The organism is Sphingobium sp. JS3065, from assembly GCF_026427355.1.
Classification (GTDB): Bacteria; Pseudomonadota; Alphaproteobacteria; order Sphingomonadales; family Sphingomonadaceae; genus Sphingobium.
In genome coordinates, this window is the sequence record NZ_CP102664.1 from 1,014,546 (window position 1) to 1,038,486 (window position 23,941).

17 protein-coding genes are annotated in these 23,941 nt (G+C 63.3%); 9 read left to right on the plus strand and 8 right to left on the minus strand.

Annotation, left to right across the window (positions count from 1 at the left end; all coding sequences use genetic code 11):
• Nucleotides 1-117 precede the first annotated feature (117 nt).
• Genes NUH86_RS04985 through NUH86_RS05000 form a run of 4 tightly spaced genes read right to left on the minus strand, consistent with a single transcriptional unit; the run spans nt 118 to nt 5,707 of the window.
• The gene (locus tag NUH86_RS04985; protein ID WP_030090399.1) at nt 118-1,341 is read right to left on the minus strand and encodes a phospholipase A; all 1,224 of its coding nucleotides are present in this window, start codon (nt 1,339-1,341) and stop codon (nt 118-120) included.
• Nucleotides 1,338-2,531 carry an acetate/propionate family kinase gene (locus tag NUH86_RS04990; RefSeq protein ID WP_030090400.1) on the minus strand — a complete coding sequence of 398 codons (1,194 nt, stop codon included), beginning with the start codon at nt 2,529-2,531 and terminating at the stop codon, nt 1,338-1,340. Before NUH86_RS04990 ends, NUH86_RS04985 begins: the two co-directional genes overlap by 4 nt.
• Nucleotides 2,528-3,949, minus strand: coding sequence for a bifunctional enoyl-CoA hydratase/phosphate acetyltransferase (locus tag NUH86_RS04995; protein ID WP_030090401.1), 1,422 nt, complete (start codon nt 3,947-3,949; stop codon nt 2,528-2,530). Before NUH86_RS04995 ends, NUH86_RS04990 begins: the two co-directional genes overlap by 4 nt.
• Before the next feature lie 3 nt (nt 3,950-3,952).
• On the minus strand, nt 3,953-5,707 hold the full coding sequence (locus NUH86_RS05000; protein ID WP_030090402.1) for a PHA/PHB synthase family protein: 1,755 nt from the start codon (nt 5,705-5,707) through the stop codon (nt 3,953-3,955).
• Nucleotides 5,708-6,222: 515 nt separating this feature from the next.
• On the opposite strand from NUH86_RS05000, the gene lptB reads away from it, so the two are divergent.
• Nucleotides 6,223-6,972 carry an LPS export ABC transporter ATP-binding protein gene (gene lptB, locus NUH86_RS05005; RefSeq protein ID WP_047169120.1) on the plus strand — a complete coding sequence of 250 codons (750 nt, stop codon included), beginning with the start codon at nt 6,223-6,225 and terminating at the stop codon, nt 6,970-6,972.
• Here lptB and NUH86_RS05010 read toward each other — a convergent pair.
• Nucleotides 6,962-7,666, minus strand: coding sequence for a TetR/AcrR family transcriptional regulator (locus NUH86_RS05010; RefSeq protein WP_081873244.1), 705 nt, complete (start codon nt 7,664-7,666; stop codon nt 6,962-6,964). The genes lptB and NUH86_RS05010 overlap by 11 nt on opposite strands.
• 211 nt (nt 7,667-7,877) lie before the next feature.
• On the opposite strand from NUH86_RS05010, the gene NUH86_RS05015 reads away from it, so the two are divergent.
• From NUH86_RS05015 to NUH86_RS05045, 7 genes are all read left to right on the plus strand, one after another.
• Nucleotides 7,878-9,290 carry an efflux transporter outer membrane subunit gene (locus NUH86_RS05015; RefSeq protein ID WP_232037389.1) on the plus strand — a complete coding sequence of 471 codons (1,413 nt, stop codon included), beginning with the start codon at nt 7,878-7,880 and terminating at the stop codon, nt 9,288-9,290.
• Complete coding sequence (locus NUH86_RS05020; protein WP_021246282.1) at nt 9,290-10,363, plus strand: HlyD family secretion protein; 1,074 nt, start codon at nt 9,290-9,292, stop codon at nt 10,361-10,363. Before NUH86_RS05015 ends, NUH86_RS05020 begins: the two co-directional genes overlap by 1 nt.
• Nucleotides 10,360-13,110: a ribosome-associated ATPase/putative transporter RbbA gene (gene rbbA / locus NUH86_RS05025; RefSeq protein WP_030538167.1), complete on the plus strand. Its 2,751-nt coding sequence runs from the start codon at nt 10,360-10,362 to the stop codon at nt 13,108-13,110. Before NUH86_RS05020 ends, rbbA begins: the two co-directional genes overlap by 4 nt.
• 1 nt (nt 13,111) lies before the next feature.
• Nucleotides 13,112-14,236 (plus strand): ABC transporter permease, encoded by a 1,125-nt coding sequence (locus NUH86_RS05030; protein WP_030090407.1) that lies wholly within the window; start codon nt 13,112-13,114, stop codon nt 14,234-14,236.
• 294 nt (nt 14,237-14,530) lie between these two features.
• Nucleotides 14,531-15,322, plus strand: a complete 792-nt coding sequence (locus NUH86_RS05035) for a helix-turn-helix transcriptional regulator (RefSeq protein ID WP_013846843.1) — start codon at nt 14,531-14,533, stop codon at nt 15,320-15,322.
• A gap of 193 nt (nt 15,323-15,515) precedes the next feature.
• Nucleotides 15,516-16,301, plus strand: coding sequence for a type IV toxin-antitoxin system AbiEi family antitoxin (locus NUH86_RS05040; RefSeq protein ID WP_021690794.1), 786 nt, complete (start codon nt 15,516-15,518; stop codon nt 16,299-16,301).
• Between the two features lie 4 nt (nt 16,302-16,305).
• Nucleotides 16,306-17,226, plus strand: coding sequence for a nucleotidyl transferase AbiEii/AbiGii toxin family protein (locus tag NUH86_RS05045; RefSeq protein ID WP_013846841.1), 921 nt, complete (start codon nt 16,306-16,308; stop codon nt 17,224-17,226).
• Between the two features lie 425 nt (nt 17,227-17,651).
• Here NUH86_RS05045 and NUH86_RS05050 read toward each other — a convergent pair whose 3' ends face one another.
• Nucleotides 17,652-18,875, minus strand: coding sequence for an IS256 family transposase (locus NUH86_RS05050; protein WP_267251439.1), 1,224 nt, complete (start codon nt 18,873-18,875; stop codon nt 17,652-17,654).
• A 14-nt stretch (nt 18,876-18,889) separates the two neighbouring features.
• Nucleotides 18,890-19,123: a hypothetical protein gene (locus NUH86_RS05055; protein WP_267251440.1), complete on the minus strand. Its 234-nt coding sequence runs from the start codon at nt 19,121-19,123 to the stop codon at nt 18,890-18,892.
• Between the two features lie 597 nt (nt 19,124-19,720).
• Here NUH86_RS05055 and NUH86_RS05060 point away from each other — a divergent pair.
• Nucleotides 19,721-20,170, plus strand: a complete 450-nt coding sequence (locus NUH86_RS05060; protein WP_013846839.1) for a hypothetical protein — start codon at nt 19,721-19,723, stop codon at nt 20,168-20,170.
• Here the strand turns inward: NUH86_RS05060 and NUH86_RS05065 are convergent.
• Entirely contained in the window at nt 20,167-23,937 is a 3,771-nt protein-coding gene (locus NUH86_RS05065; protein ID WP_013846838.1) for a conjugal transfer protein TraG N-terminal domain-containing protein, read from the minus strand. The genes NUH86_RS05060 and NUH86_RS05065 overlap by 4 nt on opposite strands.
• Between the last annotated feature and the right edge of the window lie 4 nt (nt 23,938-23,941).

The following is a 23,941-nucleotide window of genomic DNA, read 5'->3' on the forward strand; positions in this document are numbered from 1 at the left end:
TCGGAACTTTTGCTGTGAGCGTGTCGACTATTGCCAGAGTGCAACCTCAAGTCGAGCAGGAAGCGCTGATGTCGCAGGAGGCGTCGCTCAAGTGCGTGATGTGCATGAAGGCGGGTTTCAACGCACCAGTGCCACGCCCAGACGAAAACGGGTCGTATGGCGATCATAGTCGAGCAGATTCTCGCCATAGCCGATGAAGCTCTGGCCGAAGAGATAGAAGTCGGGTCCCCCGCCCAATAGCCGCGAGAGCGGATAGGAAAAATCGGCGGCGAGTGCGCCTTTGCCGCTGGAGACGCTGAACCGCGTGGATGTCGTAAGGCGTAGGCCGTCATCTTTCCCGACTTCCAGGAAGAGCGAGCTATTGCCTCTGTAGCGGCGGATATCGGGATTGTCGGATTTGTCGCCGACAAGGAGGGAGAAGCGCGGAGCTACCGACAGGCGATAGCCGCCGCCGAGCGGGAAGGCGGCCATCGGCGCCACATAGAGCGTGTTGAGGCTGCGGGAATCGAGACCGGAGCGACCGTTGGATTCATGGCGAAAGCCGCCCTGTGCGCTCAGCGAGATGCCGCGTGTCAACGTAGCTGAAGGGGTCAGGTAGAAGAGTTCCGGCTGATAGTCGATGTTACGAAACGGCGAGGAATCCGCGCCAAGATCCCAGAACATGCGCTGGGTATAGGCAAAATGCAGTCCGTCGCGCCAGGAAAGTGGCAAGCCCTGGGCGCGTCTCGTTCCGAAAATCTGATATTTGAAGCTGATCTGGATGCGTGCGGCGCTGTCGGTGCCCGGACCATAGACAGCATAGATCGGTTCATAGGCCGACAGGTTGGCGAAAAAGGCGTTGCCCGCCGACCGGTCCGAGGGAGGCGGCACAGCCTTGTTTTCCAACCCCGGCGCGTTGGGAGGCCCGGATTGCGCGGAGGTGTTCGTGGCTATTTGCGCCCCTCGGTCCGCGGGCCGCAATGCCAGCGTGATCTGCCGCGTGCCCCATGCGGGAACGGAGATCGCGGCGCCTTCCAGCGACAGATTGGTCCTCCGCGCAAGCCGGTAGGTCGCGCGCGTGAAACCGCCAGGTGGAATGATCGGGTTTGGAGGCGTCGTCGCCATGCGCTCCAGCCAGGCGGTGCGAGAGACGCCGCTCTGCTCCACCTGCGCTTCGATGCGGTCCGGAAGGGCCATGCCCTGCGGATCGCCGCTGTCATTGAGCAGGCGCAGATCGACTAGGACAGCGCCGGTTTCGTCCTCCTGCCCGGCATCGCTGATCAGGATTTCGACGGGCGATGCGGCATGAGCCGCGGCAGGGACGGCAAGCGCGATGGTGGCAAGGCTTATCGCGCGCCTCATGATGGATTCTCCCCCAGCACGTGCAAGGTGTGGAGCGCGATCATCCGTTCCTCGTCGGTGGGAATGACGCGCACCGCGACATGGCTGCCGGGCGTGCTGACAAGCGGGGCGCCGGCAGCGTTCGCCTGTTCGTCGAGTTCCACGCCCAGCCATGCGAGGCGTGCGCAGATACGCTGGCGCATCGCGGCGTCGTTCTCTCCGATCCCGGCGGTGAAGACGATGCCGTCCAGCCCGCCCATCGACGAGGCGAGCGCGGCCGTCTCGCGCGCGGCGCGCCAGGCGAACAGCGCCATGGCTTCTTCCGCTTCCGGCGCATCGCTGGCCGCGAGCGCCCGCATGTCGCTCGACAGGCCGGACACGCCGAGCAGGCCGGACTGCCGGTAAAGCATGTCCTCCACATCGGCCGCGCTCATGCCCATGCGGAGCTGAAAGTGCAGGATCACGCCGGGATCGATAGTGCCGCAGCGCGTGCCCATCACCAGGCCGTCGAGCGCAGTGAAGCCCATGGTCGTATCGACGCTCCTGCAGTCCCGCATGGCGCAGAGGCTGGCCCCGTTGCCCAGGTGCGCCGCGACCACGCGGCCCGCGGCCAGCGCCGGGTCGATCTCCGCGAGACGCATTGCGACATATTCATAGGACAGGCCGTGAAAGCCGTAGCGGCGGATGCCCTGATCGTGGAACTTGCGCGGGATGGCCAGGCGCGAGGCGACGTCCGGCTTGTCGTGGTGGAAGGCCGTATCGAAGCAGGCGACCTGCGGCAGGTCGGGTTTCAGCTTCGCGATCGCGCGGATCGCCGCGAGGTTGTGCGGCTGATGCAGCGGGGCGAGGGGGCACAGCGTTTCCAGCCTGTCCAGCAGGTCGGCATCGACCAGGCGGGGCGTGACGAAGTCCAGGCCGCCATGCACCACGCGATGGCCGATGGCGATCACGTCCCGCCCTTCCAGCGGATGGTCTCCTGCCCAGGCGAAGAGGTCCATAAGCAGGTCGGCATGGCTGAGCGCGGCGCCGTCCGGCCAGTCCCGCTCGATGAGCGTTTCCCCCGTCGCGGAGCGGGCCCGCAGGCTGGGCGCGATGCCGATCTTCTCGATCTTGCCGCCTGCCGAGAGCGTCAGCCCGTCCCGGCCATCGAGCGTGAACAGCGAGAACTTGATGCTGGACGAACCGGAGTTGATGGCGACGACGGCTTTCATGCGCTCGCCGCTCCCGGCAGGCCGGGCGCGGCCTTGGTGGCGGCGCGCGCCATCAGCACCGCGACCGCGCAGGAGGCGAGGCGGGTGCGCAGGCTGTCGGCCCGGCTGGTGAGGATGATCGGCACGCGCGCGCCCATCACGATGCCCGCCGCGTCCGCGCCGCCCAGGAACGTCAACTGCTTGGCCAGCATATTGCCCGCTTCCAGGTTGGGCACGACGAGGATTTCGGCCTTGCCCGCCACCAGCGAGACGATGCCTTTCTCCTTGGCGGCGGCTTCGCTGATCGCGTTGTCGAAAGCCAGGGGCCCGTCCAGAATGCCGCCCGTGATCTGCCCGCGATCCGCCATCTTGCACAGGGCGGCAGCGTCCAGCGTGGATTGCATCGCGGGATTGACCGTCTCCACGGCGGAAAGGATCGCCACTTTCGGCTTCTCGATGCCGATGACATGGGCAAGGTCGATGGCGTTGCGGATGATGTCCGCCTTTTCATCGAGCGTCGGGGCGATGTTGATCGCGGCATCCGTGATGATGAGCGGCGTCGGATGGCCCGGCACGTCCATGATATAGGCATGGCTGATCCGCCGTTCGGTCCGCAGGCCCGTGGCGGAGCGCACGATGGCGCCCATCAGTTCGTCGGTATGGAGCGAGCCTTTCATCAACAGCTTCGCTTCGCCGCCGCGCACCAGGTCCACGGCCTTTGCCGCCGCTTCGTGGCTATGGGCGGCGGATACGATGCGGAAAGGCGAAATGTCCTTGCCGGCGTCTTCGGCCGCCTTGCGGATCTTCGCTTCCGGCCCGACCAGGATCGGCATGATGAGATTGGCTTCGGCGGCTTCAATCGCGGCCAGCATGGCGGCCGCGCTGCAGGGATGAGCCACCGCCGTCGGTTCCGGCACGCCATTGGCGGTCATCTCGATCAGCTTGCGGTAGCCGTCATGGTCGCGCAGGCTGACCTCCGGCAGCGCCGCACGGGGGCGGCGGACCTTCTCGGCCGGCGCCTTGACTTCGGCCTGGCCGCTGATGACTTCCTCGCCGTCCTGGTTGACGCAGCGGCAATCGAACAGGATATCATGGTGCGCGCGTTTTTCCGCCACCGTCACCGACGCCGTGATCGTGTCGCCAAGGCCTACCGGCCGCGTGAACTGCAGCGACTGGCTGAGATAGATCGCGCCGGGGCCGGGCAGTTCGGTGCCCAGCACGGCGGAGATGAGACCGCCGCCCCATAGTCCGTGCGCGATGACGCGGCGGAACATGTCGGTCGCGGCATAGTCGGCGTCCATATGCGCCGGGTTCACGTCGCCGGACACGAGCGCGAAAAGCTGGATGTCCTCTTCGGTCAGCGTGCGCGAGATACTGGCGGTATCGCCCACTTTTATCTCGTCGAAGGTGCGGTTCTCGATCATGGTTCCGTCAGTCATTGCTCAATGCTCCAGCACATAATGGCCGGGAGCATCGGCGATCGCCGCATAGCCCTTGTCCGCTGCGCCCATGGGCGGCGGCGCACCAGGTTCTCCCGAACGCGCGGCCAGCCATTCTCCCCACGCCGTCCACCATGAGCCTTGCTTTTGCTCGGCGCGGCTTGCCCATTCTTCGGGATCGTAGGAGGTGCCGTCGACCTCGCGGGTCAACACGCGGTAGCGGCGGCCCTTGTGGCCCGGTTCCGAAACGATGCCGGCATTGTGCCCGCCGCTGGTCAGGACGAAAGTGATCTCGGCCCCGGTCAGCAGGTGGATCTTGTGGACGGAATGCCACGGCGCGACATGATCGCGCTCGGTTCCGACCACGAACAGCGGTTTGCGGATGGAGGCAAGGTTGATGGTTCGCCCATCCACCCGGTATTTTCCTTCGGCCAGGTCGTCGTCGAGGAACAGGCGGCGCAGATACTGGCTGTGCATGGCATAGGGCATCCGTGTGCCGTCGGCGTTCCAGGCCATGAGGTCGTTCATCGGTTCGCGCTCGCCCATCAGGTAGGTGGCGAGCACACGCGACCAGACCAGGTCGTTGGAACGCAAGACCTGGAAGGCGCCGCCCATCTGGCTGCTGTCCAGATAGCCCCGGCTCCACATCATGTTCTCCAGCAGGTTGAGCTGGCCTTCGTCGATAAACAGGCCCAATTCCCCCGGCTCGCTGAATTCCGTCTGTGCGGCCAGCAGTGTGACGCTGGCGAGCCTGTCATCTCCGTCGCGCGCCATGGCCGCGGCCGCGATGGAAAGCAGCGTGCCGCCAAGGCAATAGCCCATGGCATGGATGCCCGTCGCGCCGGTGATCGCCGTCACCGCATCGAGCGCCGCCATCGGTCCGAGGTGCCGGTAGGCGTCCATGTCGAGGTCACGGTCGGCACTGCCGGGATTGTGCCACGAAATCATGAACACGGTGAAGCCTTGCGCCGTCAGCCAGCGGACCAGCGAGTTCTCGGGCGACAGGTCGAGAATATAGTATTTCATGATCCACGCGGGCACGATCAGGATTGGCTCGGGCCGCACGGTGTCCGTGGTCGGTTCATACTGGATCAGTTCGATCAGCTTGTTGCGGTAGACGACCTTGCCTTTGGCAGTGGCGACGTTTTCGCCCACGCGAAAGGCTTCGGCGCCGACCGGCGGCAGGCCGCGCGCCATGTGCTGCATGTCCTCGACCAGGTGCCGGAAGCCGTCGACCAGGCATTGGCCACCTGTTTCCGCGATCTTGTGTTGGAGAACGGGATTGGTGGCGAGAAAGTTGGTCGGCGCGAGCATGTCCAGCATCTGCCGTGCGGCGAATTCCACCATGTCTTCATGATGTTTCGAGACACCGCCAATGCCTGTCGTCGCGGCGTGCCACCATTGCTGGTTGAGCAGGAAGGCCTGAGCGACGAGATTGAAAGGTAATTCTTTCCAGGCGGGATCGGCGAAGCGCCGGTCCTGCGGCAATGGTTCGATGGCCGGTTCGGCCTCGCTGTCTTCCATGCGGCGCTGCAGATAGTCGAAAAGCCGGGCATGCTTGCGGATGGCCTTGGCGCCAAGCTGCATTTGTTTGCCCGGCGACGTGGCGAGATGAATCCCCCAATCGGCCATGGCAAGCAGGAGCGTGGCCGGCGAAAGGCCGAAAGTCGTCTGCGCGATGGCCGCCGATGCCGTGCGGTCGAGCGTTTCGCTGATTCCGTCCAGCGGATCGTCGGAAGGCGGAGGGGACGTGGCCATGACTATATACTCCGAGTTCCGCTGGAAGGTGCCTCGTCTCTCCGACAGGATTCCACAGCAGATGTTTGGGCCGCCCCTCCCGGTTCTTCTTATGCCGAACGGTACTGCATAGGTAAGATAGAATGCAAGCCGCACGGAGCTTGGTTGCGACCGGACGGCTGTCTGACGGCCAGTCGCAACCGCGGGCGCGGGGATATTCGGCCATGGCCTGCTGGAGAAAAAGGAGCCTCAATCATTGAGCGTAAAGCCACTAGGTATAGTTCACGATGGCGATGCATTGCCTGGAGATACAGTGTACGGCGGTCGTCATCCCGGGCAATTTTGCGGGAAATTGAAGGAGAATGGATGATCCGCGAGATCGCCATGATGGCAGCGGTTGCGCTGGTGCTGGCCGGCCGGGATGGAGACGCGTACTGACCCGGCTTTTGAGGGACCTTGGCGGAAATCTCGGGCATGATGCCCAACTCGTATCGCCGGCCGCGCGTTCGGAGAGCGAGCCGCTTGCGCCCGCGTCAATCGGACCGGTCGCAGTCGAGCGCGCGCCGACGGTTCTTTCGATCGCCGGGATCGAGAAGTCCTTTGGCAAGCGGAAGGTGCTTGACGATGTCGCGCTCGAAGTGCGGGCAGGCGAAATCGTGGGGCTTCTGGGGCCAAACGGGGCCGGCAAGACGCTCTGCTTCTATGCGATTGCCGGCCTGATGAGCGTGGATGCCGGCAGGATCGAGATTGGCGGTCAGGATGTCACCGCGCTTCCCATGGATCGAAGAGCGAAGCTGGGCCTCGGCTATCTTCCCCAGGAAGGATCGATCTTCCGCGGCATGACGGCTGCGGAGAATATCGCGGCCGTGCTCGAACTGCATATCGCCGATCGCGATGTAGCTGCCGCGCGGCTCGATGAACTTCTTGCCGAGTTCAATATCGCCCACATTCGCGACGTTCCCGCACAGCGGTTGTCCGGCGGGGAACGCAGGCGCTGCGAGATCGCCAGGGCCATGGCGGCAGCGCCCTCGGTCATCCTGCTCGATGAACCGTTCGCGGGCATCGATCCCATGTCGATCGCCGACGTCAAGGCGATGGTGCGAAAGCTCAAGCGAGAAGGCGTGGCGATCCTTCTGACCGACCACAATGTGCATGAGATGCTCGAACTGGTCGAGCGGGCCTATATCATCGATCAGGGCAGGATGCTGTTCGAGGGCGGCCCAGAAGCGGTACTCGACAACCCCGAAGTCCGGCATCGCTATCTTGGCGAGGGCTTCAGGATGTGAGGCGGTTACCGCGCCCTTCGTTCAGGAACGGAATGGCCTTTGCCATGAGGTCGAGCGCTCGCTCGATATAGGCAGCCTTTGTCCGGGTGGTGTTGTGCAGATCATGGCGCTGCAGGATGCGCTGGCGCGGCACGGTGACCAGCGCGTCGAAGAGAAAAGCAGCGAGGAACGGAAGATCGCCTGCTTCCTCGCTGTTCGGTTCGCTCGCCTCGGCAAGGATCGTCTGCATCAGATCGATGCCGAACTGGGTGCCGATCGCGGGCTGTGCCCGCATCATGCCCGGATTGTGGTTTGCCAGCCAGATGATGAGCGCTTCGATGCCCACGACATCGCCTTGAAGCGACAGGTCGAGCATCCTGCGAGCGATATAGGCGATTTTTTTGCGGGTGCTTCCTCGAGGGACCGATGCCGCGATCGGATCGAGATAGCGGGCAAGGCCGTGTTCCATGGCGGCGACGAGCAGGGCGAGCTTTGAGCCGAAGCGGGAATAGAGCGTTCGCTTCGATGTCTGTGCGGCGGCGGCGATAGCTTCCATACTCGTACCCTCGACGCCGCCGGCGATGAATTGGGCAAGCGCCGTCTCGAGGATATGATGTCCAAGCCGGGCTGCGACCTCCTGTGGCGGCCTTCCTCCCCTGGGATCGCGGGCAGGCAGACGCGAGCCGGTTCCCGATGCGGCGCCGTCATCTTTCATGAATCGCTCGCGGCCCATCGCTGCTTCATTCCAGCTTTCGCGCTTGATCGGCAAGTGATACCGGGCAATATCAAAACCACTAAGTGTAGATACTAATAGTCCGGAGAGGTGCTTGCCCATAGGCGTACCGCCTGTTTGAACCAGAATGGAACCGGACTAGATGGCTCGCCGCGCTCATATTACTGGCCGTTTATGCGGGTTCCGGGCCGTCATGGCGGCGATGATCGTGCCATCTTTCCTGTCCGGCTGTTCCTTCGCGCCGCCCAATGTCCGGCCGGCCCAGCCGGTGCCGCAGGACTATCCCGCGCCAGCCGCGCTGGGCGCGTCCATCGCGCGGATCGGTTGGCATGATTTCTTCCGGGAAGAGCATCTGCGTGCGCTGATCGCGGCCGCGCTGGAGAACAACCGCGATATCCGTATCGCCGCGGCCCGCGTCGATCAGGCGCGCGCGGCCTGGCGTATCGAGGGATCGGCGCTCTATCCCGAACTCAACGCCGTCGGCACCGGCACGCGGGGTCGTTCCATCATCAGCCTGCCGGGCGCAGGCACGCAGAGCTATGACATCAAGCAGGTCACCGCGCAGGTGAGCGCGAGCTGGGAAATCGATTTCTGGGGCCGTCTGCGCAACCTGAACGACGCCGCGCGCAATCGTTATCTGGCGACGGAAGAGGCGAAGCGCGCCGTTGCCACCGGCCTGATCGCGCAGGTCGCCAATGGCTATCTGCTGGAGCGCGAATATGAGGAACGCCTCGCGCTTGCCCGGCGGACGATCGTCACGCGCGAGGACTCGCTGCGGATCATGCGTCGCCGCTATGAAGTTGGTTCAGGTTCCAAACTGGAAATGACCCAGGCGCAGTTGCTGCTGGCGCAGGCGCAGGATGCGCTGCAAGCGCTTGAGCAGGACCGCGACGTGAACCGCAACGCGCTGGCGCTGCTGGTCGGGCGGCCCGTGGAGATCGTGCCTGGGCCCCTCGGTCTTGCCGAAACCGGACCGGATATCGCCCTTCCGCCGGGCTTGCCCTCCGACCTTCTGGTCAACCGGCCTGATATCGTGGCGGCGGAATATCAATTGCGGGCGGCCAACGCCGATATCGGCGCGGCGCGGGCGGCGTTCTTTCCCAATATCAGCCTGACGGGTGCCTTCGGCACGGCGAGTTCCGATCTCGACGGGCTGTTCGGCGACGGGAGCCGCGCGTGGAGCTTCACCCCGACGATCGCCCTGCCGCTGTTCAATGCGGGCCGCCTTTCCGGCAACCTCGATCTGGCGAAAGCGCGGCAGGTCGAAGCCGTGGCCAGCTATGAAAAGACCGTGCAGGGCGCGTTTCGTGATGTTTCCGACGCGCTGGTCCGGCGCCGGCAACTGGCGTTGCGGATCGACACCGCGCGCAGCTCGCTGGACGCCTTGCGCGAACGGGCTCGGCTGGCCGGGTTGCGGTTCGACAACGGGCGTTCGGCCTATCTGGAAGTGCTGGACGCGCAACGCGACCTTTTCGACACCGAACAGGCGCTGATCCAGTTGCGCCGCGCTCATCTGGCGAGCGGCATAGCCCTCTACGCGGCGCTTGGCGGGGGTCCCGCCGAAGTCGTCCACGACAGCAACGATCAAGGCGGAGAACACAGGTGATGACGGCGTCCCGGAAGACATGGCTCATCAGGGGCGGCATCGCGGCGGCGCTCGTCGTTGTAGCTCTGCTCCTTTGGCAGGTGCTCAAGCCCGGCGATTTGCCCGAAGGCATCGTCGGCGGTAACGGCCGGATCGAAGCGGTTGAAATCGACGTTTCCGCCAAATCGCCCGGCCGCATCCGCGAAATCCTGGTCGACGAAGGCGCGTTCGTGCAGGCGGGGCAAGTCGTCGCCCATATGGATACGGACGTGCTGAGTGCCCAGAGGGCCGAAGCCGAAGCGCAACTGGCGCAGGCGCTGAACGGCATCCAGATCGCGACCAGCCAGGTCGCGCAGCAGCAGAGCAACCGGGCGGCGGCTCTCGCCGGCGTCCGCCAGCGTGAGGCGGAGCTGAACGCGGCGCGCAAGCGGCTGGCGCGATCGGAAACGCTGGCGCGAGAAGGTGCGACCGCCGTGCAGGAACGGGATGACGATCAGGCCCGCGTCGAAGGCGCGGCGGCGGCAGTGGAGGCCGCTCGCGCCCAACTCGCGGCCGTCGACGCGGCGATCACGACGGCGCGCAACCAGGTGATCGGCGCGCGTTCGCAGGTCGATGCCGTGCGCGCCACCATCCAGCGGATCGAGGCCGATATCCGCGACAGCGACCTCAAGGCGCCGACGGCCGGCCGCGTGCAATATCGCGTCGCCCAGCCGGGCGAAGTCGTGGGTGGCGGCGGGCGCGTGCTCAACCTGGTCAATCTGGGCGACGTCTACATGACCTTCTTCCTGCCGGAAACGGTCGCGGGCAAGGTGGCGCTGGGCAGCGATGTACGCATCGTGCTCGATGCGCTTCCGGATCGTGCGATCCCTGCGAAAGTCAGCTTCGTTGCCGATGTGGCCCAGTTCACGCCCAAGACGGTGGAGACGCAAAGCGAGCGCCAGAAACTGATGTTCCGCGTGAAGGCGCAGATCGATCGCAAGTTGCTCGATCGCTATATCACCCAGGTCAAGACCGGCCTTCCGGGCATGGCCTATGTGCGGATCGATCCGAAATCCGAATGGCCCGCGAAACTGACCGTCAACGTGCCGCAATGACGGAAGCTGTCGCCCGCGTTTCGGGCGTGAGCCTGCATTACGGCAAGGTGCTGGCGCTCGATGATGTGAATCTTGAAATCCCCGCCGGGCGCATGGTGGCGATGATCGGCCCGGACGGCGTCGGCAAGTCCAGCCTGTTTTCCCTGATCGCGGGCGCGCGAGCCATCCAGGAGGGCCGGGTCGAGGTGCTGGGCGGCGACATGGCCGAGGCCCGCCACCGCAACGCCGTGTGTCCGCGCATCGCCTATATGCCGCAGGGGCTGGGCAAGAACCTCTATCCTACGCTCTCCATCGACGAAAATCTCGAATTCTTCGGGCGGTTGTTCGGGCAGGACGCGGCCGAACGCGAGCGCCGCATTGCCGACCTCACCGAAAGCACGGGCCTCGCGCCGTTCCGCAAGCGCCCGGCGGGCAAGCTTTCGGGCGGCATGAAGCAGAAGCTCGGCTTGTGCTGCGCGCTCATCCACGATCCCGATTTCCTGCTGCTGGATGAGCCGACAACCGGCGTCGATCCCATGTCGCGCGCGCAATTCTGGGATCTGATCGACCGCATCCGCGCGAACCGCCCGCACATGAGCGTGCTGGTCGCCACGGCCTATATGGAAGAGGCCGAACGCTTCGACTGGCTGATCGCGATGGACGCGGGAAAGGTGCTGGCCACCGGCACCGCAGCCGACTTCTATGCACGCACCGGCGAACAGTCGCTGGAACAGGCGTTTATCTCGATGCTTCCCGAGGAGCGCCGCCGCGGGCACAAGCCGGTGGAAATTCCGCCGCGCAGCGACGGCGGCGAGGCCGAGATCGCCATCGAGGCGCAGGGGCTCACCATGCGTTTCGGCGATTTCACGGCAGTCGATCATGTCGATTTTCGCATCGAGCGCGGCGAGATCTTTGGATTCCTCGGCTCCAACGGCTGCGGCAAGTCAACCACCATGAAGATGCTGACCGGCCTGCTGAAAGCCAGCGAAGGCCAGGCCTGGCTGTTCGGCCGCGAGGTCGAGAATGACGACATGGCGACGCGCCGGCGCGTCGGCTATATGAGCCAGGCCTTCTCGCTCTACTCGGAACTGACGGTCCGGCAGAACCTCGAGCTGCATGCCCAGCTCTTCCATGTTCCCGCCGAAGACGTGCCGGCCCGCGTGAGGGAAATGGCGCAGCGGTTCGGCCTGGATGGCATCATGGATGCGTTGCCCGGCGCCTTGCCGCTGGGCCAGCGCCAGCGGCTCAGCCTAGCCGTCGCCATGATCCACAAGCCGGAAATGCTGATCCTCGATGAACCGACGTCCGGCGTCGATCCGATCGCGCGGGACCAGTTCTGGCAGATGATGATCGACCTGTCCCGGCGCGACAAGGTGACGATCTTCATTTCCACGCACTTCATGAACGAAGCGGAGCGGTGCGACCGCATATCGCTGATGCATGCGGGCAAGGTGCTGGTCAGCGACACTCCCGCCGCCATTGTCGAGAACCGCGGCGCGGCGGACCTGGAAGAAGCGTTCATCGCCTATCTTCAGGATGCGAGCGGCGAGACGCCGACAGAAAAGAGGGACGATCCGGTTCCTGCGGGCGCGCCTGCCGCGGCCGATCAGGACATTTCGGCTGCACCGGCCCGCTCCCCATGGTTCATGCGGCGCCGGATGATGAGCTATGCCCGGCGCGAAGGGCTGGAATTGCGCCGTGATCCCATCCGCGCCACTCTGGCTCTGCTCGGCAGCGTCATCCTGATGTTCATCATGGGCTATGGCATCAGCATGGACGTGGAGGACTTGCCGTTCGCCGTGCTGGACCGCGACGGCACGACCACCAGCGAGAACTACGTCCTCAACCTGGCCGGATCGCGCTATTTCATCGAACGGCCGCCGATCACCGACTATAGCCAGTTGGACCGGCGGATGCGCTCGGGCGAACTGAGCGTGGCCCTGGAGATTCCGCCCAATTTCGCGCGCGACCTGCGCCGGGGCGTGCCGGTGCAGATCGGTGTATGGGTCGATGGCGCCATGCCGCAGCGGGCTGAGACCGTGCAAGGCTATGTCCAGGCCCTGCATGCCCACTGGCTCAGTGAAATGGCCGTGCAGGAAACAGGTGCGCGGCCATCGATGGGTCTCGTCAATATCGAGCTGCGCTATCGTTACAATCCGGACGTGAAAAGCCTTGTGGCCATCGCGCCGGCCGTGATTCCGATGATGCTGCTCTTGTTCCCGGCGATGCTGACGGCTTTGAGCGTGGTGCGGGAAAAGGAGCTGGGATCCATCGTCAATTTCTACGTGACGCCGATCAGCAAGGTGGAATTCCTGCTGGGCAAGCAGCTTCCCTATGTCGCGCTCGCCATGCTGAACTATGTCCTGCTGGTGTTCCTCGCCGTCACGATGTTCGGCGTGCCGTTGACGGGCAGTTTCCTCGCGATGACGCTGGGCGCTCTCTTCTATACGCTGTCGGCGACGGCCATCGGCCTGCTGTTCTCCATCTTCATGCGCAGCCAGATTGCCGCGATGTTCGCCACCGCCATCGGCACGATCCTGCCCGCCGTGCAGTTTTCCGGCCTGATCAACCCGGTGTCCTCGCTCGAGGGGGCGGGCGCGGTGATCGGATCGATATATCCCGCGACCTGGTTCGTCACCATCTGCCGCGGCGTCTTTTCCAAGGGGCTGGGGTTCGCCGACCTCTGGCCCGACCTTCTCGTGCTGTTCGCGACGTTTCCCGTCATCCTGGCGCTGTGTGTCGCGTTGCTGCGCAAGCAGGAGAGCTGATATGCGCCACGCGGCCAACATCTACCGGCTCGGCATCAAGGAACTGCGCAGCCTGTGGCGCGATCCGATGATGCTGTTCCTGATCCTCTATTCGTTCTCGGTGGGGATCTACGTCGCGGCAACCGCCATGCCGGAAACGCTGCACAAGGCGCCTATCGCGATCGTCGATGAAGACCAGTCGCAGCTTTCCAGCCGGATAACCGGCGCCTTTTATCCGCCGCACTTCACGCCCCCTTCGATCGTGGGACTGAACGAAGTGGACAAGGGGCTGGATGCCGGGCGCTATACGTTCGCTCTCGACATCCCGCCCGATTTTCAGCGAGACGTACTTGCGGGACGCCAACCCGGCTTGCAGCTCAACGTTGACGCTACGCGGATGAGCCAGGCTTTCACGGGCGGCGGCTACATCCAGCAGATCGTGCAGGGCGAAGTTGCCGAATTCATGAAAGGCACGCGTGCGAGCACGCCGGTCCCGGTCGAGCTGGCGCTGCGCGTGCGGTTCAATCCTACGCTGGCGCAAAGCTGGTTCGGCGCGGTCATGGAAATCATCAACAGCGTCACCATGCTGTCGATCGTGCTGACGGGCGCGGCCCTGATCCGCGAGCGCGAGCACGGCACGATCGAACATTTGCTGGTGATGCCGGTGACGCCATTCGAGATCATGGCCAGCAAGGTCTGGGCCATGGGGCTCGTTGTCCTGGTCGCCTGCGCTTTCGCGCTTTTCGCGATGGTGGAAGGGGTACTGTCCGTTCCCGTCGAAGGGTCGATCGCGCTGTTCCTCGCCGGAGCGGGGCTGCACCTGTTCGCCACGACCTCCATCGGCATCTTCATGGGGACGATCGCGCGCTCCATGCCGCAGTTCGGCTTGTTGCTGATGCTGGTGCTGCTGCCGTTGCAGATGTTGTCCGGCGGTTCGACGCCGCGCGAAAGCATGCCTGAGTTCGTCCAGACGGTCATGTTGGCCGCGCCCACCACCCATTTCGTGAAGATGGCGCAGGCCATCCTTTACCGGGGCGCGGGCTTTGACGTGGTCTGGCCCCAGTTCCTGGCTATCATTGCTATCGGCGCGATCTTCTTCGCCATTGCGTTGGCGAGGTTCCGGCGAACCATCGGCACGATGGCGTGAGGAGGCAGTCGAATGTCAGAACACCAAATTGCGTGGGGCATCGTAACGATGCTTCAGACTAACGATTGCCGAACGGTTCCGCGCAGGTTTCGCAGGAGAATAATACCGGCGGCGGTGTCACGGATCCTGAGCCAGGTTTTCGAAACAGCGAATCCACGATTGCCCTAGCAGCCTCACGCGTCAGCCATAGCGCTGGCTGACGGCTGTGAATGCCCCCTATCTCCCATAGGTATCACAACGGCTTCTTCTGGCACGTTTGCCGGTGCACGGCCAACACAACCCAAGGAGGATGCCATGTATGTCAATGCCAGACTGCGTGAGACACTCTCACGCTTCAATGTCGCTTCTTCAATGGAAGCGCTGCTCGCCGCCTTAGCTGATGCCGCCACGAAAATGGGCTTCCCCTATGTCGCGATGATCCAACATGGCGGCCTCCCACGCTTGGTCGAACGGGCGCTGGTTATTACCAACTATCCGGCGGAGTTCGTGCGTTTCTACACCGAGAGCCACGCGTACGTCATCGATCCAGTCTATGAGGTGAGCCAGTTGCTGGACCGCCCGTTCAGCTGGGACGAGATTCCCGGTTATGTCGATCTCACAGGCACACAATCAGCCCTGTTCGAAGAAGCGCGGCTGCATGGTCTCGTCCACGGTGTCACCGTGCCGCTCCACATACCGAGCGAATCCCATGCGTCTTGCACTTTCGCACGCGCGGAGCCGATCATGGCTTCGCCATCGCTACTGACGACGCTCCACATCGTCGCTGCCTTCGGGTTCAAGGCGGGCCTCAGACTACATCATGCCTCGCGCGGACATGACGTACCCAGGCTCACGCGCCGCGAAGCTCAATGCACGGCATTGGTCGCCGTCGGCAAGAGCGATTGGGAGATCAGCCAGATACTCGGTCTGAGCGAGACCTCGGTGCGCTATTTCGTCTCCCACGCAAAGCAGCGTTACGGCGTCTACAAGCGCTCAGAGCTTGTCGCCAGGGCGCTCATCGACGCGCAGATCCTTCGAAACGACCAAGGGATCATTGAGGCTGGACCCCGCCGCCCGCGCCACAGGGCGAAACGGCGCAGTCCTTGACAGTCCTGTCGGTGTCGCCGTGTTGCGCATCCCGTCAATTGGCCCGCGAACCGCCATGCCTAGGGCGGATAAGTGTATTGACCTACGGTCGCACGATCCAGTTTGCCGAGCTCTGATAATGCCAAGCAAGGCTTAGCTAATTTCGAAATTAATAAACTCGACAGTAGTTTCCCAATCTGTCAAAATGCATAGCATGGCTTCGCAAACATTAGGAAAATTAAACCGGCTGCAACGGGATCTCCCAGAGAGCCTGCTGGTCGACGCGGCATGGATGGAAGCCCATGGTTACTCATCATCGCTGCGGAGCCAATATGTTCGCGCGGGATGGCTCGATAGCCCGACCCGGCGCGTCTATCGCCGCTCGCGTGGACCGCTCACCTGGGAACAGGCCGTTATCTCACTGCAATCCCTGTTGGACCTGCCTTTGACAGTTGGCGGGCGCACAGCGCTCGAACAGCAGGGCTACGCTCATTATCTCTCCATAACGGTGCGCGAAGTCCATCTCTATGGGCCAAGCCGGCCGCCGACATGGCTCGACAGCCTGCCACTCGATGTCTCGTTCCGCTGGCATAACAGCCTCCGGCTGTTTCCAGTCGACGGCGAGATTCCTCCCGAGCCTGCGCCCCGGATGTCCAGCACCGCCGGCACGACCTTGCCGATCCGCTGTTCGAGCAAGGAACGCGCCGTTCTCGAACTGCTCGATGAGCTTCCCCATGAGAGCTTCCATCAGGTCGACATGCTGATGGAAGGAATGAGCGACCTCAGCCCACGTCGCCTTCAGACACTTCTTGAGGCGTGCGCGAGCGTAAAAGTGAAGCGTCTCTTCCTCTTCTTCGCGGATCGCCATGGCCATGCCTGGCGTTCGAAGCTCGATGTTTCCCGCCTGGATCTCGGATCGGGCAAACGCGTCCTGGTCAAAGGAGGGAAGCTCGACCGGCGCTACAACATCACCGTGCCCTCCGACCTGGCGGGAGAATAGCTGTATGGCGTTTCTCGACGGCTACCGGAGACAGGTCGCTCTTCTTCTGCGTGTTATGCCTCACGTCGCGAAGGAGGATATCTTCGCGCTGAAAGGCGGAACAGCGATCAATCTGTTCGTGCGTGACCTGCCGCGACTTTCGGTGGACATCGACCTCACCTATCTGCCGATCGAGGACCGCGCGACCTCGCTCGCCACGATCGATGCGGCGATGCTGCGGATCAAGGAACGCATCGAGGAAGGACTGGTCGGAGCCAGGATTCATGCGTCGCGTTCCGCTGACGAAAAAATCGTCACCAAGCTCATCGTTCGTGCGGATGATGTGCAGATCAAGATCGAGGTCACGCCAGTGTTGCGCGGGACGGTCTATGATCCCGTCGTTATGGGTGTCGTTCCCGCAGTCGAGGACGCCTTTGGTTTTGCTGAGATTCAGGTGGTGTCCTTCGCCGATCTCTATGCGGGAAAAATCGTGGCGGCGCTCGACCGGCAGCACCCTCGCGACCTCTTCGACGTCCGCGACTTGCTGGCGAACGAAGGCGTCACAGACGATTTGCGACGTGCATTTCTCGTCTACCTCGCCAGCCATAATCGCCCGATGGCCGAGGTTCTCGCTCCCGCCCGTAAACCGCTCGCCGAGGAGTTCGAGCGCGGTTTCGTCGGAATGACTCACCAGCCGATCACTCTGGCGGAACTGGAATCAGCGCGTGAAGACATCATCGCGTGCATGGTTGCCGGGATGCCTGACACTCATCGGCAATTCCTTGTCGGCTTCAAGCGTGGTGAACCGGACTGGGCGCTTGCGGGCATTGATGAGGCGAGGCGACTGCCCGCGGTTTTGTGGAAGCAACGTAACCTGGACCGGTTGGACCCTGGCAAGAGGCAGGAGCTTGTTGCCGCGTTGGAGAAGCAATTGCTGCCGGGATAGGTCAGGCGCCCCTCCGACGCCTGCAGGTCAGCCTGTTTGCGGCGAGCAGCGCGGAAGGGTGGTGGTTAGGTGAAGTGCGGGAGCAGCGAGGAAAGGGTGGAGGTGATGGGAGAGGGAGCCGCTCGCGTTTGGGACCAGCAGGTACATTGAAGGCTTACGGTTCGACATGGATTTTGGCGGAATGGCCGGGCAATGTCTTTCCGCCAGCGCTGGCTATATTCTTGGTGATGCAGGCGCGCGAACATAGCGCACAGCGTGGTCGAGGCGCTCCGCCGCGTCGGCCTCGCTGATGCGGAGGCGGCGTGCGATCTGGCCAACGGTAAAGCCGTCATTGCGATGAAGGAACAAGGCCCGCATGGTCAGGTGCGGTAGATCGGTAAAAACGGGACTGTCAGGAATTCCGTGTGTGGGCGGGCGGTTGAACATTACGCCGCCATGGCTTTGATGAAGCGCTCACCGAAAATTACGGCGAACTGGGCCTTTGCCATGGTCCACTCACGCGGCGGCATTTTCCACTCTTTCTCCGATCGGTTCAAGATCAGATAGAGCAGTTTCGTGGCGGCCTCGTCGCTCGGGAAGTGCCCCCTGGCCCTGACGGCTCTGCGGAGCTTCGAGTTGAGGGCTTCTATGGAATTCGTGGTGTAAACGATCCTGCGAACCTCATCAGGAAACGCAAAAAACGGAATGACCTCGGCCCAGGCCCGCCGCCAGCTCTGACCGATGGCGGGATAACGCTGGCCCCAGGGACCAGTCTCGAACGCGGTGAGCGCCTGTTCGGCGGCCTCGGCGCTGGGGGCGCGGTAAATTTCCTTGAGCGCCGTCGCCAGCCCCTTGCGGTCCTTCCAGGACACGAAGTCCATGGAATTGCGCAGCAAATGGACGATGCACGTCTGAACCACGGCTTCTGGAAATACGGCGGTGATTGCCTCGGGAAAGCCCTTGAGCCCATCGACCACGGCAAGCAGGATATCCTCCGTGCCGCGGTTCTTGAGCTCGTTCATGACCCGCAGCCAGAACTTAGCGCCTTCGTTCTGCTCGAGCCACAGACCGAGCACTTCCTTGGCGCCATCGGCGCGGACCCCCAGCGCGATATGAATCGCCTTGTTGCGGACCATGCCTTCATCGCGGATCTTGACCCGGATCGCATCGAAAAAGACGAGCGGGTAAACCGGATCGAGCGGCCGCTGCTGCCAGCTGGCGACTTCGTCGAGTACGGCGTCAGTCACGGTGCTGATCAGGTCCGGCGACACGTCAATGCCATACAGATCGTGCAGATGCCCGGTGATCTCCCGGGTGCTCATGCCGCGCGCGTACATCGAAATGATCTTGTCATCGAAGCCGGGGAAACGGCGCTGGTACTTCGCGATCAGTTGCGGCTCGAAGCTAGACTGACGATCGCGCGGGACATCGATCTCCAGCTTGCCGGCATCTGTGGTCACGCTCTTGCGGCCATAGCCGTTGCGCGTGTTCCCGGCCTCTTCATCGCTGGTCAGATGGTGATCCATCTCCGCATTCAAGGCACGCTCGGTCAGCGCCTTCTTCAGAGAATCCAGCAAGCCGCCTTGTTCGAAAGCGGCGCTGGCAGCGCCGCCAGCCAAAAGCTGGTCAAGAAGCTCATTAGGGATCGCAGGCTCTTTGCGTCGGGACATAGTGGGACTCCTTCTTACCCATTATGCCCGCCCACACACGGAATTCCTGACAGTCCCGTAAAAACAGAATCCCATACCTCGCCTTCTTCCCCCATCTTGCCCGACGACCCCATGACCCTCTCAATCACATCGTGGAGATCGGCAGCAGCGGGTTCCTGCAAGGCGTATAGGATCGCCAAGGACTGCTCCATCATTTCCAGCGCTTGTTCTTTTAATTCGTCGTTGCCCGGCTCGTTACCGCTCCCCATGCTCTCACCTCCTTCTTAGTTGCAGAGGAGCATGACAGAAATCGCGGGATTTTCATCAACAACAACCCCCAACTTGGATATTGTTGTGCGCTGGCTCTTTGCGCGAAGGTGCCATGCGCTATTTTATGGTTTCCGAGCCGTTAGCCGGACTTCAGATTTTGAAAACATCATGACTGCCAGCCTTACAGGTCGCGCCGCCGCTCGCATCAGCGGAGGTGCCGAGAAGGGGGTTGCCCGGGGATGGAGATGCTCGAGATATGGAAAATGCACGGTCTCGTGCCGACCTTGTAAGTCATATGCCCAGCAGAAGCGGCTGAGACGCAGTCCGTGTTGGACACCGCAAAAGCTGTCCCAACCGCGACATTTACCGGAACTGGCAAGAACGACCGTCATGCATTGACATTGGTGACGGTTATTGCGGCGGCGCCAATACCCTCTCTCTGGAATTGACGCCGCCACATCGATCCCTGTTCGCAAAGATGGGTCAATGCCGATAGATTAGAAGCGTTGTTCCCAATCGGTTTCCAGATCGAGCCGATTCACAAATGATGGAACACCGACAGAATTCTGCTATAGTCCTCCAGTGAGGATATAGCGATGAACAACGCCGCCCATATTCAAGCGCCCGAACCGGCATCGCCTCGGCTGAAACCGGCCGATTGGCTTTGGCGTCCGTGGTACGCGAAGCTGTGGTGGTCGGCAATTCCGGTCTGGTGGATCGGCATGGCTGCATCGACCAGGATCGCGCCGCTTGAGGCGTTCTACGACAGCGCGGCGGCCGGTTTTCTCAACGTCCTGTTCTTCCCGATGATGGCGCTTATGGTGCTCGGAATCGGCTATGCACAGCATTGGCTCGCGCAGTTTCCAAAGCAGGGTGACGGAACTTCGCTGTCCGATGAAACGGTAGCTAGAATCGCCGATGTATGGGAGGAGCATGATCGGGCAATGGAGGATCTCCATGCCAGCTCCGATATTCTCGATCCGAGGTCTGGTGCATTGTGGATCGGAAATCCTTTGAGCTCTCACTGGCCTCACAAACGACTTTAACGCTTCTTGAAGCTACTGTCCCCGTCGCCGGGGCTGTTATCGAGATCGGTCGAGAACCGACCACTTTTCAGGACGGAATTCTGTTCGATTGAGGTGAGCGGACCGGTGATATCGAACGTAGCTCGCCCGGAATCCGCATCCTGCAGGTAGCGATTGCGCATCCCGTTCGGGCCAAGAATGCGTTCCGATAGTTCGCGCGAGAAGGCCGCTTCCGGGCTGCCGGAGCGGGCAGCCGCCCGTTCAGCCGCTGCTATTGCATTGCGGACGTCGTAGTTCACGATATCAATCGCTGACTGCGCCGTCTCGCTCGTGGTGCCAACGTCACGGCTCTCAAACCCAAGACTCCCACCGACACGCCCCGATGTGGAGCGTCCCTTTTGGGTGATCGGGCTTTGGTTCGATTGTTGCCCTTTGCCGCTAGGTTGTCCGCGACCGCCCGTCGCTTCCGACTCATTGGCACTGATAGTGCCGCCAACATGAGCGCCGATAGTGGTCCCCATCGTGGTCTGGTCCTGCGCGGATCGTGAGAGCCCGCGCTGCCATCCGGTCTGCGCGATGATCGCCTGGACGTCGCGCGTAAGCGTATCGGCCACCTGCGGGTTAAGCCGCCAGTTGCCATGCCGATCCATCTCGAACCCGCCGCGCAGCCAGTTCTGCATCATCGCCTGGCCCTGTTCGCCGCTGCTGAGGAAGTGTTCAATGGTGTCAGGGCCTGCCTGCTTGCCCGCCTCGAACCGCGTGGAGGTGTCGTTGCGTGCCGATTGCTGGAACCCGACCGAGCTGGAGACGAGAAGATCGTTGTCGGCGAACGAGAACCTTGCCCGCCCGCCATTGGCGACCGCGCCGAGCTGGCTTTCGTTGATGAGCCCGCCACGCCACATCTGCGCCGCCGTCTCCGGGGTAAGATTGAGGCTCAGATCGCCATTCTGCGCCATGGCGATCTCGCGCTTCGACATGTCCACCCCATGATCGGCCAGCAACTTCTGCATGCGGGTCAAGCGCTCATTGTCGATGATCCGCGTCAACCGTTCGTTGCGGGCGCGATCAGCGATGCCTGCCGCGCCGCCTTCGGCCATATCGACCTGATTGCCGGCACCCTGGCTGAGCGTGCGGATGAAGCTGTCGAGATGTGCGGCCTGTCGCACCGACATGCCCGCCGCGGCCGCGCCTTCCGCGAACCCGGCGTTGTCGGCCTGCCGCCGCTGCTCACCGATCCGGGCGGCGGACCGTGTCCCGTCGTGACCGACCTCACGCTGCGCGTCGAGCTTGCCCGACCGTTCGGCAAAATCGAAGCCCGCTGCCTCGCGGGTGCGCCCATAGACGCTGGTGCCCTCGCGCGCGGCCTCGGCGGTCGCACCGTCGGCGGTGCCGACCTGCACGGCGGCATTGTAGGTTTCGAGCGCCCGCATGACCTGCGCTTCATTTCTGCCCGTTGCGCGCGACAGTTGGGAAATGGCGGTGGAGCGAGCCTCTCCGGATAGCGCGTTGATAAAGGCGACGCGTCGGGAGGTTTCCTGAACGGAGAGGCCGAGCATGGAGGAAGCGTTGCGCTGGCCCTCATTGCTGCCGGTCCTATGCGCCTGCTCGGTCGCGACATTGCCGCGCTCGATCCGCCTTACATTGTCGCCAGCAAAATCGCGCCTGCCTTCCATCGCGCCGACCTGGATCTGCGCGCCGGTCAGATCGTTCCTCAGCATCTGCTCCTGGTCGAAGGTATTAGCGATCAGCTTGGCGAAGGTCGGATCGGCCGACGCCTGCGCGATCACCGTCGAGGCTTTGAGCGCGGCATCCTGCTGGTCGTAGCCGCTCCTCTCGAAATGCCGCTGCGCGCCGGACAGCATCATGTCATAGGCGCGCGTATCCCCGAACGCCTTCCACTGGACCATCTTCTGCGTGAAGGCCGCGAACGAACGCTCCCCGGACTGTCCCTCTCCAAAATAGCCGGTGCCAAGGCTGCGGAGCGCATCCTTCTCCGCGAAATTGTGGATCGCGCTGGTCGCGGCATTGTCGCGCACGGCGCGCACGGTCGCGGGATCGGTGAGGCTGCGGCCGGTGAGGGCAGGGGAGAGCCCGCCCAGTTCGCGCGCCGCATCGAGCTTGCCCATGCCGAATGCGGCCGTTCCGCTGGCGCCGCCGCCATGTTCGCCGAGCACGCTGCTCGCCGCACCGAACGCCCGGTTGGCGCCGAAGGTCGAGCGTTCGCCGAAGTCCCCGAAGTTCGAGGCCGCGCCCCGGCGCGCCATCGTGCCCGCGGCCCCCGCCTGCGCCTCGAGCGCGCCGGCATAGCCTTCGCTGGTGGCAAGCGGCGCGGCCGCCGCCGTGCCCTGACCCTGCACACCGAGCGCGCCGGATGTGAACGAGGTGAACACATTGCCGGAGAACCGGAAAACCGTGAACACGAAGGCCCCGGCGAGGCCCGCGGACGCGGTGCGGAAACTCCCGAAGATCGCAAGCGCCTTCATCGCGGACGACGGCGCCAGCATCCAGGCATTCGCCGCGACATGGTTGGCGCGCATCTCGGCCAGCACATCGGTCGCGCGGCCCAGCGTCAGCTGATAGATGCCGGCGTCGATCACGCCCCAGAGCGCCACGAAGACGAACAGGCCGAGGGCGAAGCTGGCGACGCGCAGGTTGATCGGGGTCAGGATGAAAAGCAGCGCGACGGGCATCATGAACAGCATGATCCCGAACACGGTCGCCCGGATCGTCGGCATCCACTCGTTCGCGGTCGACATGGTGGCGAGGCCAGACGAGACGACGGCGCGATTGGCCATGACGCGCGCCGCCGTCGCCGGACTATCCTCGAACAATACGTCGCCCACCGTGCTGCCGAGCATCACATTGGTCAGGAACTGCTGGAGCGAGAGCGGCGTATCCATCATCATCTGGCCGAGTTCGCCGATGTTGGACCGGCAGCGCTGAAGCTGTGTCGCGTTGCCGATGTCGTAGCCGGTGCGGGTGCAGACCTGCGCGACATAATTGTCGAACAGCGCAGGTTCGGAGAGGCGTGTCGAGATATGTTCCCACGCCTCGTTGCAGCTCACCGTCGTGCCGCCCTTGTCGGTGGACGTGAACACCGTGCTGAAGGTCGCCGGCCCCGCCATCGCGGCAAAGGCGGCAGGAAGATCGGTCGCCGTGCGGAACAGCTGATCGTCGTCGACGCCATAGGCGGGCGAGACGCGCGCGACCGGATAGCATTGGCGGACATAGTCCTTGATCGTTGCGTCGAGGAAGGTGTCCGTCATCGGCCCGCGCGGGGATGCGGCATTGAGGAACAGATCGAAGCTGTGCCCGCCCGCGCCGAACTCCAGCTTCGCATGGGGATCGGTGGTGTTGTCGTCGATCACTTCGGCCAGCGCGCGTTCCATCATGTTGGTCATGCCCGCGACCAGCACGATCAGGTTCGGCACATCGCCGACCGGCTGATAGGCGTTGCGGACGCGGTCGTAGACGTGGACCGTGCCCGTCGTCGCGACCAGGCCGACGAACAGCCCGACCCCGATCAGCATCTGGAACCCGAAGGCGACCAGCCCCATGCCTTGCCCGCGGATGCTCGCGAGCAGCACGCCGAGCGCGATGCCCACCACCGCGACGATCAGCACCAATGTCTCGTAACGCGAATCCCCGAAGATCATCGAGACGAGGCGGAAGGCGTCCACCGTCTCCGCAAAGCCGTCATAGGTGTGGAAACTCGCATCGATCGCCAGCGCGGGACTGGCCGAGAAGAGAGCGATCAGGACCGAGATCGCGCGAACTAAGCGGTGCATGACG